Consider the following 15,082-nt stretch of genomic DNA (forward strand, 5'->3'; position numbering starts at 1 on the left):
CCTTCAAACCGTTCTGCGCCTGATACGCCACAGAAGATACGCTGTCATCCCCAACCATACGATCGCCAGCCCGAACCACTGCACCGCATAGCCCAGATGGTTGTTCGGAATCCCTTGGGTATCGACCGGCATCGGCTCGATTCCCGGCGCGGTCGGGGCGCGCGCGACCACAAGCAGCGGCTCGGCCCCCAGACGCGTCGCCATCTGCGCCACGTCCCGCGCGAACCAAAGGCCGGTTTTCGGGTCGGGGGGCGGCGTATAGCTGTCGACCTCATCGGGCCAATGCAGATTCCCGACCACCTCCGAGGCATCCGGTCCGCGCGGGGAAAGGCGCGCATCATCGGCGACAAAGCCGCGATCCACCAGAATACGGCGGCGGCTCGCGGTCTCGAACACCTCGATCACCCGCACCCCTGCGCCAATCTCCTTGCGGCTCACCAGAACCTCCAGCGCCTCGCCGGTAAAGCGCCCTGACAAAGCGACCGGCAGGTAGCGGTCCGCCTCGGGGTCGGGCGCGGCGGGCAAGGGCACCGGATCGGCAACGATCCGCGCGGAGATATCGGCCAGAATCGCCTCTTTCCATGCCTGCCGCTCCAGTTGCCACAGACCCAGACCGGCAAGGAAGGCGGCGCCGATCAGGCCAAACAGCAACGGAAGGATCATACGGCGGAAGATGGGGGCAGTCATCGCTTGCAGTCTCCAAACGAAAAGCGCGGACCCTATGGCCCGCGCCTTGTGGTGCAGTCAAGGGGCCGGATGGCCCCCCGAGAGAGGTGCAGGGCCTACTGGCCCCAGACGTAGATCGAGGCGAAGAGGAACAGCCAGACCACGTCGACAAAGTGCCAGTACCAGGCCGCCGCCTCAAAGCCGACGTGCTTTTCCGGCGTGAAATGGCCCTTCAGCGCGCGGATCAGGCAAACCAGCAAAAAGATGGTGCCGATCACCACATGCAGCCCGTGGAAGCCGGTCGCCATGAAGAAGTTCGCGCCATAGATGTTGCCGGCAAAGCCGAAGGCCGCGTGGCTGTATTCATAGGCCTGCAGGATCGTGAAGAACACGCCCAGCACGATGGCAAGGGTCAACCCGTTCACAAGGTCCTTGCGGTTGTTCTCATGTGCGATGGCATGGTGGGCCCAAGTCGCTGCCGCACCCGAGCAGAGCAGCACCAGCGTGTTGATCAGCGGCAGGTGCCACGGGTCGAAGGTTTCGATCCCGGCCGGCGGCCACTGGCCATCCTGGATGGGCGAAAGCGGCCCCATCGGATACATCGCGTGCTTGAAGAACGACCAGAACCATGCCGCGAAGAACATGACCTCGGACATGATGAACATGATGAAGCCATAGCGCAGGCCGATCACCACAACCGGGGTGTGATCGCCGTCATGGCTTTCCTTGACCACATCCGCCCACCAGGCGAACATCACATACAAGACACCGACAAAGCCGATCAGGCCCACCCAAGGCCCCGAGCCGTGCATCCAGAGCACAGCGCCATACAGCATGACGAAAGCTGCCAGCGCGGCCAGAAACGGCCAGATCGACGGCGGCAAGATGTGGTAGTCGTGGTTCTTGGCGTGGGCCATTGTGGGTTCCCTCGGTTCTTTTTTGTCAGTTTACATTGCCCGCAGGCTCGGCGGCAAGCGCCGCCTGCTCTTCGGGCAAGGGTGTTTCGTAAAAGGTATAGGACAGCGTGATTTCTTTCACGAACTTGCCTTCACGATCCTTGACGATCGCGGGGTCCACAAAAAAGCTCACCGGCATCTGGACGGTTTCACCGGGCTGCAAGACCTGCTCTGTAAAGCAGAAACACGCGATCTTGGCGAAATAGCCGCCCGCGGCATCCGGCGTGACGTTATAGCTGGCGGTGCCCGCAATGGGGCGGTCGGTCGGGTTATGCGCCTCGTAGAAGGCAAGGGCATTCTCGCCGATCCGCACGGTCATCGTGCGCTGCACCGGCTTGAAATTCCAAGCCATCCCGCCCGAGGTAGACCCGTCGAACCGGATCTGGATGGTCTGATCCAGTATCGTATCGGGCGCGGCCTCGGCCACAGAGGTGGTGCCACCGAATCCGGTCACGCGGCAGAACCAGTCATAAAACGGCACCGCCGCAAAGGACAACGAGGCCATGACCACCACAACTCCGGCCAGCTTGGCGGCGGTTTTCACGGTCTGGTTCATGGTTGTGTGCCTCCTGTCACGGGGCGGTCCATTTCTGGCCGCACGGTATGGTCAAATGCCTGCATCGGATCGCCCCGCGTGACCTTGACGACGGTCAGCGCAAACACCAGCGCTACAAAGGCAACCAGCGTCACGCCCAGCCCCACATTGCGCGAAAACCGCCGCTGGTGCAGTTCGTGATCGGGCCGAAAGCTCATGCCCACCCCCCCAGCCCGTAGGTCTTGAGCATGGCTTCGACCAGAAAGGCCGCGAAATGGGCGAAAAGATAGAGAAGCGAGAACTTGAAAACCTTCTTCTCCACCGCGTATTTGTCGGCCTCGGCCACCGGCTCGGCGCGCTTCCAGATGTCATAGGCGCCCTTGAGGAACACCGCATTCAGCAAGAGCGCCACCGCCAGCGTGAACGGTCCGCCAATGCCGGTCAGCGCCGACCAGATCGACACCGGAGCCAGCAACACCGTGTAGATCAGGATCTGCCGCCGCGTCTCCGCCCGCCCGTGCGTGACCGTCAGCATCGGCACACCGGCCTTGTGATAGTCTTCCTTCATGAACAGCGCGAGCGCCCAGAAATGGGGCGGCGTCCACATGAAGATGAGGCCGAACATCAGCGCCGATTCAATCGACACACCGCCCGTGGCAACCGCCCAGCCGATCATGGGCGGAAATGCACCCGCAGCGCCGCCGATCACGATGTTCTGCGGCGTAAGCCGCTTGAGCCACATCGAGTAGACAACCGCATAGAAAAAGATGGTGAAGGCCAGAAGCCCCGCCGCAAACAGGTTGGCCGCCAGTGCCAGCATCACCACCGCGATGCCGGACAGGGCCAGCCCGAGGCCAAGGGCCTCACCCGCCTGCACCTTGCCCGCAGGCACCGGGCGCGACCGCGTGCGGTTCATCACCGCGTCGATATCGGCATCCCACCACATGTTCAGCGCGCCCGAGGCCCCTGCCCCCAGCGCAATGAAAAGGATCGCGGCAAATCCGACGACCGGATGCACACCAACTGGGGCCACGAGCAGCCCGACGAGCGCGGTGAACACAACAAGCGACATCACGCGCGGCTTGAGCAAAGCGACATAGTCGCCAAACTGCGCCTCTCCGCTTTGTGGGTAGGCTTGAACGTCGCTCATTCTCTATCCTTGGCTTAGGGAAATGGCCCCGGCTAAGGGGCCATTCACATCGCTTGCCCGCAAAAGGGGATCAGTTGTTGGCGGCCAGTTTCACGGCCGAATAGGCTTCGATGTCGGCGGCCGACAGGACAACATCCCCGGCCTGTGCAGCGGCGAGCCACTGGGCGTAGACCTCTTCCGAGACGACCTTCACCGTGATCGGCATATAGGCATGGGCAATGCCGCACAGTTCCGAGCACTGGCCGAAATAGACGCCTTCCCGCTCGGCCTTGAACCACAGTTGCGCCAGACGGCCCGGCACCGCGTCCTGCTTCACACCGAAGGCGGGGATGGTCCACGAATGGATCACATCGGCGGCGGTCACCTGCATCACCACCGTCTTGCCGACGGGAACGACGACAGCGGTATCGGTGGCCAGCAGGAACTCGCGGTCACTGTATCCGGCGGCAGCCAGTTGCGCCGAGACTTCCGGCGTCAGGCGGTTGTCGCCCCCCGTCGCGGGTGCGCCGATCATGAAGCTTTCGAAGGCAACAGGCGTCGCGCCTTCCGCGTTCGGCTCGTTGATGCCATCGTCGACATATTCATAGCCCCAGTACCACTGGAAGCCGGTCACCTTGATGGTGATGTCGCCCACAGGAATTTCCTGCTGTTTGAACAGCACGGGCAGAGAAAACGCGCCGATGAACACAAGGATCAGGATCGGCACCACCGTCCACGCCACTTCCAGAGGGGAATTGTGGGTGAATGTCGCGGGCTTGGGGTTCCGTTTCTGATTGTAGCGGATGATCACCCAGATCAGCAGCGCGGTGACAAAGATTGTGATCACGGTGATGATCACCAGCATCATCCAGTCCAGCCCCTGCAAATCGCGGGCAAGTTCAGTGGCCGCAGGCTGAAATCCGGTGCCCCTGTCAACAGGAGTCCCCACAATTTCAAGACCCTGCGCAACAGCAGCACTGCCCGACATCAGGCCTGCAACACTGGCGGCGACCCCGCCGATTTGGTTCCAAAGACGCATGTTCTGTTCCCGTTATCTCTACGGCTTGGGTGCCGCTTGCCAGAATACCACCGAAAGCGCATGGTTGAGCCGCGATAGAATCCCGTTGTTTCCGGCTGTCTTGAAACCATATTAGGGTGTCTGCCACAAGAGAAACCGTTGCGACATAGCAGCGCCATTTGACTCAGATCAAGGACAGCCTAGATGACCGAACAGCCATTCCGCCCCTTTGAAACCCATCTGGACGAGGCGGCGGCACTGGCGATCCTGCGCGCGGCAACGCAAGGGGCCGAGGATGGCGAGCTGTTTCTGGAGCGGCGGCGGTCCGAGGCGATCGTGCTCGATGATGGCCGGATCAAGACCGCCTCTTACGACGCCTCCGAAGGCTTTGGCCTGCGCGCGGTCAAGGGCGAGGTGGCAGGCTATGCCCATGCCACAGAGATAAGCGAATCCGCGCTGCGCCGCGCCTCGGAAACCGCAAGGCTCGCGGTGGGCGATGGTGGCGGGGTCCTTGCCCCCCCGCCCCAAGGCACCAATGTGAAGCTATATGGCGACGCCGATCCGATGGCGGATGCCACTTTCGCGGTCAAGATCGAGATGCTGCGCGAGATCGATGCCTTCGCCCGCGACCTCGATCCGCGTGTCATTCAAGTGTCCGCCACCATCGCCGCCTCTTATCAGGAGGTGGAAATCCTGCGTCCCGAGGGCCTTCGCGTGCGCGATGTGCGCCCGATGACACGGCTCAACATCTCGGTGATCGTGGAGCAGAACGGGCGGCGCGAGCAGGGCGGCATGGGCGGCGGCGGCCGCTTTGGCCTCAAGGCACTCATGGAGCCCGGCCACTGGCAACCCGTGGTGCGCGAGGCGCTGCGCATCGCCCTCGTCAACCTCGAGGCCGTTCCCGCCCCGGCGGGCGTGATGGATGTCGTCCTCGGCCCCGGCTGGCCGGGCATCTTGCTGCATGAAGCCATCGGGCACGGGCTGGAAGGCGACTTCAACCGCAAGAAGACCTCGGCCTTCGCGGGGCTGATGGGCCAGCAGATCGCGGCGCGCGGGGTCACCGTGCTGGATGACGGCACCATCCCCGACCGTCGCGGCAGCATCTCGATCGATGACGAAGGCACCGCCTCGGCCCGCAACGTGCTGATCGAGGACGGGATTCTGGTGGGCTACATGCAGGACCGCCAGAATGCGCGGCTGATGGGCGTCGCTCCCACCGGCAACGGGCGGCGCGAAAGCCATGCCCATATCCCGATGCCGCGCATGACCAACACCTATATGCTGGCCGGACAGGATGACCCCAAGGACATTCTGGCCAGCCTCAAGGACGGCATCTACGCCGTCGGCTTCGGCGGCGGTCAGGTCGATATCACCAGCGGCAAATTCGTGTTTTCCTGCACCGAGGCTTACCGCGTCCAGAACGGCCGCGTCGGCGCGCCCGTCAAGGGGGCGACCCTCATCGGGGACGGGGCCACCGCGCTTAAACACATCCGCGCCATCGGCAGTGATCTGGCGCTCGATCCCGGCATCGGCAATTGCGGCAAGGCAGGGCAATGGGTGCCGGTGGGCGTGGGCCAGCCCAGCCTCCTGATCGGCGGGCTGACGGTGGGCGGCTCCGCAGCGTGAGCCTGATCTACTCGCCAGAGCAGTTGCAAACGCCCTGGCGCGATCTGCTGACCGCCGCGGTCGTCGCGGTGCTTTTGCCCGCAGCGACCGGCGTGCTCTGCCTTGGCCTGCTCCGGCTGGCAGGCCCGGCCCTTCCGCCGGCGCAGGGGCTCGCGCTCTGGGTGACGGGCACCGCGCTCATGCTCTCGCCCCTCCTCAGCCTTGCGGGAATGATCCTCGCCCTGCCCGTCGCATCGCTTCTCATCCGGCTTGGCTGGTTTGGCTGGCTGCCCGCAGCCGCCACCGGCCTCGCGATCGGCGGCGCGATCGGTGCAATGGCAGATTTTGCCCCCAGTGCCGTCTCGGGGGCGATGATCCTGCTGATCCTGCGCGCGGTTCTGGGCATATTGCGCCCGATGCGGCCCGCCTAGTCCTGCAAGAGCGCCGACACAGGGGCCAGTGCCACGGTCGAGGCCCGCCCTTCGACCGCCCATTCCAAGACGCCCGCCACCGTTTCGGGCCGCAAGGTGCCGATCACGATCACCCGCCCCTCTTGCGCCGCCTTGAACGCCGCACGGTCAAGATAGCGGCGCACCACGGGGCTCGTCTCGTCCCCACCGTCGATGCTGCGAAACACCACCGCGGCGGGCAGCCCTTCGCGCCGCGCCACCTGATCGGCCGCATTCAGGCCCTGATCGAAGGTCACAAGCCCGCGCCCCTGTTCGGCAAGGATCGGCACCACCTGCGCAGCAAGCGGGCGGTTGTTCTGAAAGGCATTGCCATCGGCATCGATCACCGCCACCGCTTCGGGCAGGCGGGTGGCCAGCACCTGAAAGCTCTGCTCCAGATCGCCGGGGCCTGCGCCAACCGGAATACCCGTTCCCGCCATCACCACCTCCTGCCCGCCCGCGCGCCAGATCGCGGCGCGTTCGGCACCCCCCTCCGACAAGGGATCGATCACGATCGACAACGGCAACTCCAGCGCGGCAAGCTCGGCGCGGTCCACGCCCTCTTGCCCGTCATCGTGCAAGAGAATGGCAAAGAGCGGCTTCTGCGCGGCATTTTCAAACGGGCGCGCATAGCGCAGACGGGGCGGCAGATCGGCGGCATCCGCGACATCGGGCAGCAGCGGCGCGTTGGCCTCGGCAGCGGCAGGCGGCTCGGCCCCGATGCGGGGCAGCCGCCCTGTCACCACAGACTGCGCCGGATCGCCAACATCGGGCGACGGGGCGGGGGCGGGGTCCGCCTCGGCAACCGCCTCTGGCCCCGCTTCCGGCAGCGGTCCCGGTTCGGGCGTCGGATCGGCGGGCACGGCCTCTGGCTCGGCCTGGGTTTCGCCCGCTTCGGGCAGCGGCTGCAAAAGCGCCTCCTCCTCCGGCGTCAGAGGCGGCAGGGGCGGCAAATCGGCAGGGGCCGGATTTCCTTCGGCGGGCGGCAGCGCCGGAGCTGCAGGCTGCGATGCCGCCAAGGGCGCATCCCCCGCCGACGGGGCGACAGGTTGCCGGACAGGTCCGGCAGAGGCCAGCACATCGCCCGGGGCCTCGCTGGGCGGGGCCGCCGGAGGCTCGACCGGCGCGGGCGCCGCTTCGGCAACAGGATCTGCGCCGGGGGCCACGGGCGGCGCGGCAAGCGTCGGGGTCATCGCGGCTTCGGCTGGCGCGGGCATCGCGGGCGCGGGCGCAAGTTCTGCCGCATCCTGCCCGACAGGGGCATCGACCAAGGCCGAAGGTGCGGCAGCAGCAATCTCGGGCTCCGCCTCTCGGGCCTCGGGCGCAGCGCCCGCGGCCTCCTCCGGCGCACTCGCGGCAGCGGGTGCGGCTTGCGGATCAGCCTCGGCGGCGGGCGGCGCAGCCGCCTCGGTCAGCCTTGGTTCCGCTACCGGCCCTGCGACCTGCGACACCACGACAAGCCCGCCGACAGCCGCCAGACTTCCCCATACCACTCCCTGAACGAACCCGCGCACTGCCTTGCCCCTTTTTTCGTTGCCGGACATTGTGCCCATCCGGGACAGGTGATCAAGCGGTCTTGACGCCCCTGCCCCGGTCTGACCATCTATAGCCCGACCCGCCGCGCGCTTCATCCCCTATCCGACAGGCCCTCGCAAGATGCTGCTTCTGATCGACAACTACGACAGTTTTACCTACAACCTCGTCCATTACTTCGGCGAGTTGGGCGCGGATGTCGTTGTAAAACGCAATGATGCGCTGAATGTGCAGGACGTTCTGGCGATGGCGCCAGAGGCGATCATCCTGTCGCCCGGCCCCTGCGATCCGGCGGCGGCAGGCATCTGCCTGCCCCTCACCACCGCCGCATACGAGGCGAAGATCCCGCTGCTCGGCGTCTGCCTCGGCCATCAGACCATCGGCGAGGCCTTTGGCGGCAAGGTCATCCGCTGCCATGAAATCGTGCATGGCAAGATGGGGGCCATGCACCACGCGGGCGGCGGCGTGTTCCGCGGCCTGCCCTCTCCCTTCCTTGCCACGCGCTATCATTCGCTGATCGTGGAACGTGCCACCCTGCCCGATTGCCTTGAAGTGACCGCATGGCTCGAGGATGGCACGATCATGGGCCTGCGCCACAAGACCCACCTGATCGAGGGCGTGCAGTTCCACCCCGAATCCATCGCCTCGGAACACGGGCATCAACTCCTGCGCAACTTCCTTGACGAAGCCCGCGTCAAGGTGACCGCATGAGCGAGGTTCTCCGACCGCTGATCGGCCTCGCCGCCGAACGCCCCCTCACCCGCGCCGAGGCCGAGGCCGCCTTTGGCGCACTGTTCGACGGGCAAGGCACGCCCGCGCAGATGGGCGGCTTCCTCATGGCCCTGCGCACGCGCGGCGAGACGGTCGACGAATACGCAGCCGCCGCCACCGTCATGCGCGCCAAGTGCAACAAGGTTTCCGCGCCCGAAGGCGCGATGGACATTGTCGGCACCGGCGGCGATGGCAAGGGCACGCTCAACATCTCGACCGCCACCGCCTTCGTGGTGGCAGGGGCGGGCGTCGTCGTGGCCAAGCACGGCAACCGCAACCTGTCGTCGAAATCGGGCGCAGCAGATGCGCTCACGGAAATGGGCCTGAACGTCATGGTAGGCCCCGCACAGGTGGAAACCTGCCTGCGCGAGGCAGGCATCGGCTTCATGATGGCCCCGATGCACCACCCCGCCATCCGCCACGTCATGCCCGTGCGGCAAGAGCTTGGCACCCGCACCATTTTCAACATCCTTGGCCCGCTGACCAACCCCGCAGGGGTCACGCGCCAGTTGACGGGCGCGTTCTCGCCCGCCCTGATCCGCCCGATGGCCGAAACCCTGCTGGCGCTTGGCACCATCAAGGCATGGCTGGTGCATGGCGGCGACGGCACCGACGAGATTTCCATCGCGGCCCCCACGAAAGTGGCGGCGGTAGAGCATGGGCATGTGCGCGAATTCACCCTGCACCCCGAAGATGCGGGCCTGCCCTATCACCCGTTTGAAAAGATCATGGGCGGCACGCCGGCCGAGAATGCCGCCGCCCTGCGCGCCCTGCTGGACGGGGCGCAGGGGGCCTACCGCGATGCGGTGCTTTTGAACGCCGCCGCCGCGCTGGTGGTGGCTGACAAGGCAAAGACACTGGCCGAAGGCGTCGAAATGGCCCGCGTTTCCATCGATTCAGGGGCGGCAAAGGCAAAAATCGCCGCCCTCGCCCGCCTGACCAACGCCTGAACTCCCACCCTGAGCGCCCGCAGGGCAAGGAACCCGCCATGACCACGATCCTCGACCGTATCAAGACCTACAAACTGGAAGAGATCGCCGCGCGCAAAGCCGCCCGCCCCTTGGCCGAGGTCGAGGATGCCGCCCGCGCGGCCCCTGCCCCGCGCGGCTTTGCGCGTGCGCTGTCCACCGCCGCAGGCTCCGGCTATGGCCTGATCGCCGAGATCAAGAAGGCCAGCCCGTCCAAGGGCCTGATCCGCCCCGATTTCGACCCGCCTGCCCTTGCCAAGGCCTATGAGGAAGGCGGGGCCACCTGCCTTTCGGTCCTCACCGACGGGCCATCCTTTCAGGGGGCCGATGAATTCCTGACCCAAGCCTCGCAAGCCACGTCGCTGCCCTGCCTGCGCAAGGATTTCCTCTACGATCCCTATCAGGTCGCCGAGGCGCGCGCCCTGCACGCCGACTGCATCCTGCTCATCATGGCCTCGCTCTCGGACGATCAGGCGGCGGAACTCGAGGCGGCGGCGATCGAATGGGGCATGGACGTGCTGATCGAGGTGCATGACCGCGCCGAACTGGAACGCTCCGCCCTGCTGAAATCGCGGCTTCTGGGCATCAACAACCGCAGCCTGCATACGTTCGAGGTCAGCTTGCAGACCACGCGCGATCTGGCGCGCCGCGTGTCCGAAGACCGGTTGATCGTCTCGGAATCCGGCCTCTTCACACCTGCCGATCTGGCGGATCTGGCGCAATACGGCGCGCGCTGCTTCCTCATTGGCGAATCCCTGATGCGGCAGGACGATGTGGCCGCCGCCACCCGCGCCATCCTTGCCCGCCCCCTCACCGCACAGGGCGGGATATGACCTCCGGCCTCACCCATTTTGATGCGGAAGGCGCAGCGCATATGGTGGACGTCTCTGACAAGCCGGTGACCGCCCGCGTGGCGGTCGCGCGCGGGTCGGTGGTGATGTCTGCCGAGACGCTGGCGCTGATCACCAGCGGTCAGGCGAAAAAGGGCGATGTGCTGGGCGTGGCGCGACTGGCCGGCATCATGGGCGCGAAGAAAACCGCCGACCTGATCCCGCTGTGCCACCCGTTGCCGATCACCAAGGTCGCCCTCACCCTGACGCCAGATCCGACGCTGCCGGGCGTGGTGGTCGAGGCGACGGTGAAAACCGGCGGCCAGACCGGGGTAGAGATGGAGGCCCTGACCGCCGTTTCGGTGGCGTGCCTGACGATCTACGACATGGTCAAGGCGGTCGAAAAATCCATGCGGATCGAAGGGATAAGGCTGATCCTGAAAGATGGCGGCAAATCGGGCCGCTATGACGCCGGGGATCAGGCGTGATCTCGGTCGACGAGGCACTGGCGCGCTGTCTGGCGCTGGTGGCGGCGCTGCCGGTTGAACAGGTGCCTCTGGCGCAGGCCGCAGGCCGCTACATGCCGCAGCCCGCCACCGCCACGCGCGACCAGCCCCCCTTTGCCGCCTCGGCGATGGATGGCTATGCGGTGCAAGGCGACCCCGCCGCCGGTGACCGCTTCACCGTGGTGGGCGAGGCGGGCGCAGGCCATGCGTGGCACGGCACTCTCGGCCCCTTGCAGGCCGCCCGCATCTTTACCGGCGCGCCCCTGCCATCAGGGGCCACGCGGGTCATCATACAGGAAGATGTCACGCGCGATGGCGACATCATCACCGTCAAGGACGGTGCCGACAGCGCCACCCACATCCGCCCCGCCGGACAGGATTTCCGCACCGGCGACACGCTCTCCCCGCGCCTGCTGCGCCCCAATGATCTGGCGCTGCTCGCCGCGATGAACCTGCCGCTGGTGCCGGTCACCCGCCGCCCCGTGGTCGCGATCATCGCCACGGGGGATGAACTGGTGATGCCCGGCGAAACCCCCGGCCCCGACCAGATCATCGCCTCGAACTCCTTCACCCTCAAGGCTTTGGCCGAGGAGGCCGGGGCCGAAGTGCGGCTTTTGCCCATCGCCCGCGACAGCGCCGAGGCGCTGCGCTATGTGCTCGGTCTGGCCGAGGGGGCCGATGTGATCGTGACAACGGGCGGCGCTTCGGTGGGCGACCATGACCTTGTGGCCGAGGTTGCTGCCTCACTGGGGATGGAGCGCGCGTTCTGGAAAATCGCGATGCGCCCCGGCAAGCCGCTGATGGCGGGCCGCCTTGGCGGGGCCGCCCTCTTGGGGCTGCCGGGCAATCCGGTTTCCGCCGTGGTCTGCGCCCACCTGTTCCTGCTGCCCATGCTGCGCGCGCTTCTTGGCCTGCCCGCCGAGGCTGTTGCGCCCAGACTCCGCACCGCCGTTCTGGCGCAGGATGTCGCGGCAAACGGCCCCCGCGCCCATTACATGCGCGCGACGCTCACCGAAACCGACAGCCTGCCCCGGATCGCCCCCTTCGACCGGCAGGACAGCTCGCTCCTCTCGATCCTGTCCCACGCCAACGCGCTTTTGCTGCGCCCCGTCGGCGATGGTGCGCGCAGCAAGGGCGAGCTGGTCTCGTATCTGCCGATCTGACGGGGCCAGAGGTTGAATCGCAGGCGGGACTTGACACAAAACGGGAACACGGGCAGAACATAACATTAACGAACGCAGATCAGGGTGGGACATGCTTACGCGCAAACAGCTGAAACTTCTGGATTTCATCAAGACGCGCATGGATGTCGACGGCGTTCCGCCCTCGTTTGACGAAATGAAGGATGCGCTGGATCTGCGCTCCAAGTCGGGGATCCACCGTCTGATCACCGCGCTGGAAGAACGCGGCTTCATCCGCAGGCTGGCCCATCGGGCGCGCGCGCTGGAGATCATCAAGCTGCCCGATGCGATGGACAAACCCGGCTTCACCCCCCGCGTGATCGAAGGCGACAAACCCGCCGCGCCACAGCCCCGCGCCGCCCTCGCGGTGGAAACGGTGCATGCGCTGGAACTGCCCGTCATGGGCCGCATCGCCGCCGGTGTCCCGATCGAGGCGATTTCCGAGGTCTCGCACCACGTCGCAGTGCCCGGCTCGATGCTGGCAGGGCGCGGCAACCATTACGCGCTCGAGGTCAAGGGCGACTCGATGATCGAGGCGGGGATCAACGATGGCGATATCGTCGTCATCCGCGAACAGAACACGGCCGAGAATGGCGATATCGTGGTGGCCTTGGTCGATGATGCCGAGGCGACGCTGAAACGCTTCCGCCGTCGCGGCAATATGATCGCGCTCGAAGCGGCAAACCCCGCCTATGAAACGCGCGTCCTGCCGGACCATCAGGTCAAGGTGCAGGGCCGTCTGGTCGGGCTGATCCGCAGCTATTGAACGGGCGTCAGGGCAAGGCCGCGCGCGGCCGCGCCTGAATGACCTGCACCAGACCATCAGGGCGGCGCGGTGATGACCAGAGCCGCGCCGCGCCAAAGGTCGGGCGCACGACCAGTCCCCCGCCGCCCGGAGACAGGGCCAGGCTGCCAGAGCCGCGCAACCTTTCGGGGTCAAGCACGACGCAGCCCAGTGGACCCACTGGCACCGGCACGGACACCACCACAAAATCCGCCTGCGCGCAGGCCTCCTCCACCCGCGCGGCGGCGCTCTTGCCCTTCAGCGCCACCCCCGTGACGCCCGCCACCTCGAAGCGCCGCAACCCAGGCGGCCCCGTCACGCCCGCCCGCGCCGCCGCCGCCTCTTGCGAGGCAAGATCACCGTCGTTCTCAAGCCAGTTCAGCGCGGCAAATCCCGCGCCGCCCGCTGCCGACAGCGCCCGCCCCTCGGAGCCCAGCACCCCGACCAGCGCGCCATCCGCCGAGATCAGCACCGCCGGCCTGTCCGCCGCCAGCCAGAGCCCCAGCGCAAGCAGCGCCACCGGCAAGCCAAGCGCGCGCCACCGGCCCTGCAGCAGAACCACAAACGCGCCCGCCAGCGTGACCAGAGGCAGCACCCAAGGGCCCGGCGCCCGGATCGCCGTCACCGCCCCGTTCCAGCCCGCGACCCAATGCGCCACCCCCAAGATCCATGCGGCACCCTGCTCCATGACCCAAAGCGGCAGCCCCGCCAGCCCGAACGGGGCCAGCAGCCCCGCCACCGCCCCCGCAGGCATCACCACCGACCCCATGACCGGCACCGACAGCAGATTGGCAATCAGCCCGTAATCGGCATAGCGGTTGAAATGGGCGGCGGCATATGGGGCGGTGGCAAAGCCGCCAAGCAGGCTCGACAGCACCAAGGCGAACACCGGCATCGCCCAGCGTGGCAGTCGGCCCGCCACGATCCGCCGGTCCACCGCGCGAAACCCCGCGATCAGCGCAACAGTCGCGGCAAAGGACATCTGGAACCCCGGCTCCAACAGCGTTTCAGGCTGCCAGAGCAGCAGGATCGTCCCCGCCAGCGCCACCGAGCGCAGGGTCAGCGCCTTGCGGTCCAAAAGCACCGCGCCCAGCATCACCGCCACCATGATGAAAGCCCGCTCGGTCGCCACATTGGCCCCCGACAGCGCAAGATAGAAGGCCGCCACCGCAAAGGCCACCACAGCGGCAAGCTTCTTGCCGTTCACCCGCAGGGCAAGCGGCGGCACACAGGCAATCGCCATGCGCAGGCCCGCAAAGACAAATCCGGTCAGAAAGGCCATATGCATGCCCGAAATCGCCAGAATATGCGCCATATTGGTATCGCGCAGCGCCTGCACCGCCTCTTTGCTCAGGCCCGACCGGTCCCCCGTCATGATGCCGGCGATAAAGCCCCCCGCATCGCCCGGAACAGCCGCCATCAGCGCCAAGGCCAGATCGCGGCGCAGTTCTGCAATGCTCCACCCCTCGGGGGCGGCCTGCCACAGCACCAGCGGCGCGTTGGAATAGCCCACCGCGCCCAGCCGGTCAAAGAACGCCATGCGCCGGAAATCGAAACTGCCCGGCTCGACCGGCCCGTCGGGCGCTTGCAGCGTGGCGGTCAGCATCACGATCTCGCCCGGAAAGGGCATGTGCCCCGGTTCCTTGGCACGCAAGGAAATGCGGACCCGTTCGGGCAAGCGGCTGGCGCGCACCCTGTCAAGCTGCACACGGTCCAGCGTGACGCGCAGGGCGTCGGTCTGGCTGCGGTCTATCCCGATCACGCGCCCCGTGACCGGCCCGAAATAGCGAAAGTCCAGCATCGGCGCCTGAACGCTCTGCGCCCGCACCCCGCAGGCCAGCACCCCCAGCGCCACACAGGCCACAGCGGCGGCAATGGGGTGCCCCCCCTCGGGCCCCCGATGGCGAAAGGCGACAGAGGCCAAGACCAGCAAGGCCGCCCCCGCGTAAACCGCTGGCCCCGGTTCCCAGTCAAGACTGAACCAGCCGCCGATGCCCAGACCGATGAACAGCGGCACCCAAGGAAACAGCGTGCCTCTGGCCGCCGCCAGCGCCGCGACGGGCCGCGATAGCCAGTCAGTCAGGACCGCCACCTTGTTTCCCGCCCCTTCACCGCCTAGAACCGGGCCAAGCCTACCGCCCAGATGGTTTC

Annotated in this window: 16 protein-coding genes; 8 read left to right on the top strand and 8 right to left on the bottom strand. The window is 66.5% G+C overall.

The window, feature by feature from the left end; translation table 11 throughout:
- Positions 1–3: 3 nt before the first annotated feature.
- The 6 genes from G3572_RS13505 to coxB all read right to left on the bottom strand — a co-directional run bounded on the left by G3572_RS13505 (position 4) and on the right by coxB (position 4,325).
- Positions 4–675: an SURF1 family protein gene (locus G3572_RS13505; protein WP_164613190.1), complete on the bottom strand. Its 672-nt coding sequence runs from the start codon at positions 673–675 to the stop codon at positions 4–6.
- A 107-nt stretch (positions 676–782) separates the two neighbouring features.
- Positions 783–1,583, bottom strand: coding sequence for a cytochrome c oxidase subunit 3 (locus G3572_RS13510; RefSeq protein ID WP_164612768.1), 801 nt, complete (start codon positions 1,581–1,583; stop codon positions 783–785).
- A 25-nt stretch (positions 1,584–1,608) separates the two neighbouring features.
- Complete coding sequence (locus G3572_RS13515; protein ID WP_164612769.1) at positions 1,609–2,178, bottom strand: cytochrome c oxidase assembly protein; 570 nt, start codon at positions 2,176–2,178, stop codon at positions 1,609–1,611.
- Positions 2,175–2,375, bottom strand: coding sequence for a cytochrome c oxidase system small membrane protein (locus G3572_RS13520; RefSeq protein ID WP_164612771.1), 201 nt, complete (start codon positions 2,373–2,375; stop codon positions 2,175–2,177). Before G3572_RS13520 ends, G3572_RS13515 begins: the two co-directional genes overlap by 4 nt.
- The gene (cyoE, locus tag G3572_RS13525) at positions 2,372–3,307 is read right to left on the bottom strand and encodes a heme o synthase (RefSeq protein WP_164612773.1); all 936 of its coding nucleotides are present in this window, start codon (positions 3,305–3,307) and stop codon (positions 2,372–2,374) included. Before cyoE ends, G3572_RS13520 begins: the two co-directional genes overlap by 4 nt.
- A gap of 70 nt (positions 3,308–3,377) precedes the next feature.
- Positions 3,378–4,325, bottom strand: coding sequence for a cytochrome c oxidase subunit II (coxB, locus tag G3572_RS13530; protein WP_164612775.1), 948 nt, complete (start codon positions 4,323–4,325; stop codon positions 3,378–3,380).
- 183 nt (positions 4,326–4,508) lie between these two features.
- On the opposite strand from coxB, the gene tldD reads away from it, so the two are divergent.
- Positions 4,509–5,930: a metalloprotease TldD gene (gene tldD, locus G3572_RS13535; protein WP_164612777.1), complete on the top strand. Its 1,422-nt coding sequence runs from the start codon at positions 4,509–4,511 to the stop codon at positions 5,928–5,930.
- Positions 5,927–6,340, top strand: a complete 414-nt coding sequence (locus G3572_RS13540; RefSeq protein ID WP_164612779.1) for a hypothetical protein — start codon at positions 5,927–5,929, stop codon at positions 6,338–6,340. The genes tldD and G3572_RS13540 overlap by 4 nt, the downstream gene beginning before the upstream one ends.
- Here the strand turns inward: G3572_RS13540 and G3572_RS13545 are convergent.
- A complete protein-coding gene (locus tag G3572_RS13545; protein WP_354004033.1) occupies positions 6,337–7,872 on the bottom strand; it encodes a divergent polysaccharide deacetylase family protein in 1,536 nt (511 codons plus the stop codon). The genes G3572_RS13540 and G3572_RS13545 overlap by 4 nt on opposite strands.
- A 142-nt stretch (positions 7,873–8,014) precedes the next feature.
- On the opposite strand from G3572_RS13545, the gene G3572_RS13550 reads away from it, so the two are divergent.
- From G3572_RS13550 to lexA, 6 genes are all read left to right on the top strand, one after another.
- A complete protein-coding gene (locus G3572_RS13550; RefSeq protein WP_164612784.1) occupies positions 8,015–8,602 on the top strand; it encodes an anthranilate synthase component II in 588 nt (195 codons plus the stop codon).
- Positions 8,599–9,612: an anthranilate phosphoribosyltransferase gene (trpD, locus tag G3572_RS13555; RefSeq protein WP_164612787.1), complete on the top strand. Its 1,014-nt coding sequence runs from the start codon at positions 8,599–8,601 to the stop codon at positions 9,610–9,612. Before G3572_RS13550 ends, trpD begins: the two co-directional genes overlap by 4 nt.
- A 38-nt stretch (positions 9,613–9,650) precedes the next feature.
- Positions 9,651–10,463 (top strand): indole-3-glycerol phosphate synthase TrpC, encoded by an 813-nt coding sequence (trpC, locus tag G3572_RS13560; RefSeq protein ID WP_164612789.1) that lies wholly within the window; start codon positions 9,651–9,653, stop codon positions 10,461–10,463.
- Positions 10,460–10,948 carry a cyclic pyranopterin monophosphate synthase MoaC gene (moaC, locus tag G3572_RS13565; protein WP_164612791.1) on the top strand — a complete coding sequence of 163 codons (489 nt, stop codon included), beginning with the start codon at positions 10,460–10,462 and terminating at the stop codon, positions 10,946–10,948. The genes trpC and moaC overlap by 4 nt, the downstream gene beginning before the upstream one ends.
- On the top strand, positions 10,945–12,129 hold the full coding sequence (locus tag G3572_RS13570; RefSeq protein ID WP_164612793.1) for a molybdopterin molybdotransferase MoeA: 1,185 nt from the start codon (positions 10,945–10,947) through the stop codon (positions 12,127–12,129). The genes moaC and G3572_RS13570 overlap by 4 nt, the downstream gene beginning before the upstream one ends.
- A gap of 91 nt (positions 12,130–12,220) precedes the next feature.
- Entirely contained in the window at positions 12,221–12,913 is a 693-nt protein-coding gene (gene lexA / locus G3572_RS13575) for a transcriptional repressor LexA (protein WP_164612796.1), read from the top strand.
- Positions 12,914–12,920: 7 nt separating this feature from the next.
- Here lexA and G3572_RS13580 read toward each other — a convergent pair whose 3' ends face one another.
- Positions 12,921–15,023, bottom strand: a complete 2,103-nt coding sequence (locus tag G3572_RS13580) for a ComEC/Rec2 family competence protein (protein ID WP_164612798.1) — start codon at positions 15,021–15,023, stop codon at positions 12,921–12,923.
- Positions 15,024–15,082 lie beyond the last annotated feature (59 nt).

Source organism: Pseudotabrizicola algicola (genome assembly GCF_010915705.1).
Classification (GTDB): Bacteria; Pseudomonadota; Alphaproteobacteria; order Rhodobacterales; family Rhodobacteraceae; genus Pseudotabrizicola; species Pseudotabrizicola algicola.

What these genes read in the sequence shown, in the direction of transcription:
- G3572_RS13510 (WP_164612768.1), bottom strand. Translation starts at nt 1,583, where the DNA reads ATGGCCCACGCCAAGAACCACGACTACCACATCTTGCCGCCGTCGATC.
- G3572_RS13515 (WP_164612769.1), bottom strand. Translation starts at nt 2,178, where the DNA reads ATGAACCAGACCGTGAAAACCGCCGCCAAGCTGGCCGGAGTTGTGGTG.
- G3572_RS13520 (WP_164612771.1), bottom strand. Translation starts at nt 2,375, where the DNA reads ATGAGCTTTCGGCCCGATCACGAACTGCACCAGCGGCGGTTTTCGCGC.
- cyoE (WP_164612773.1), bottom strand. Translation starts at nt 3,307, where the DNA reads ATGAGCGACGTTCAAGCCTACCCACAAAGCGGAGAGGCGCAGTTTGGC.
- coxB (WP_164612775.1), bottom strand. Translation starts at nt 4,325, where the DNA reads ATGCGTCTTTGGAACCAAATCGGCGGGGTCGCCGCCAGTGTTGCAGGC.
- tldD (WP_164612777.1), top strand. Translation starts at nt 4,509, where the DNA reads ATGACCGAACAGCCATTCCGCCCCTTTGAAACCCATCTGGACGAGGCG.
- G3572_RS13550 (WP_164612784.1), top strand. Translation starts at nt 8,015, where the DNA reads ATGCTGCTTCTGATCGACAACTACGACAGTTTTACCTACAACCTCGTC.
- trpD (WP_164612787.1), top strand. Translation starts at nt 8,599, where the DNA reads ATGAGCGAGGTTCTCCGACCGCTGATCGGCCTCGCCGCCGAACGCCCC.
- trpC (WP_164612789.1), top strand. Translation starts at nt 9,651, where the DNA reads ATGACCACGATCCTCGACCGTATCAAGACCTACAAACTGGAAGAGATC.
- moaC (WP_164612791.1), top strand. Translation starts at nt 10,460, where the DNA reads ATGACCTCCGGCCTCACCCATTTTGATGCGGAAGGCGCAGCGCATATG.
- lexA (WP_164612796.1), top strand. Translation starts at nt 12,221, where the DNA reads ATGCTTACGCGCAAACAGCTGAAACTTCTGGATTTCATCAAGACGCGC.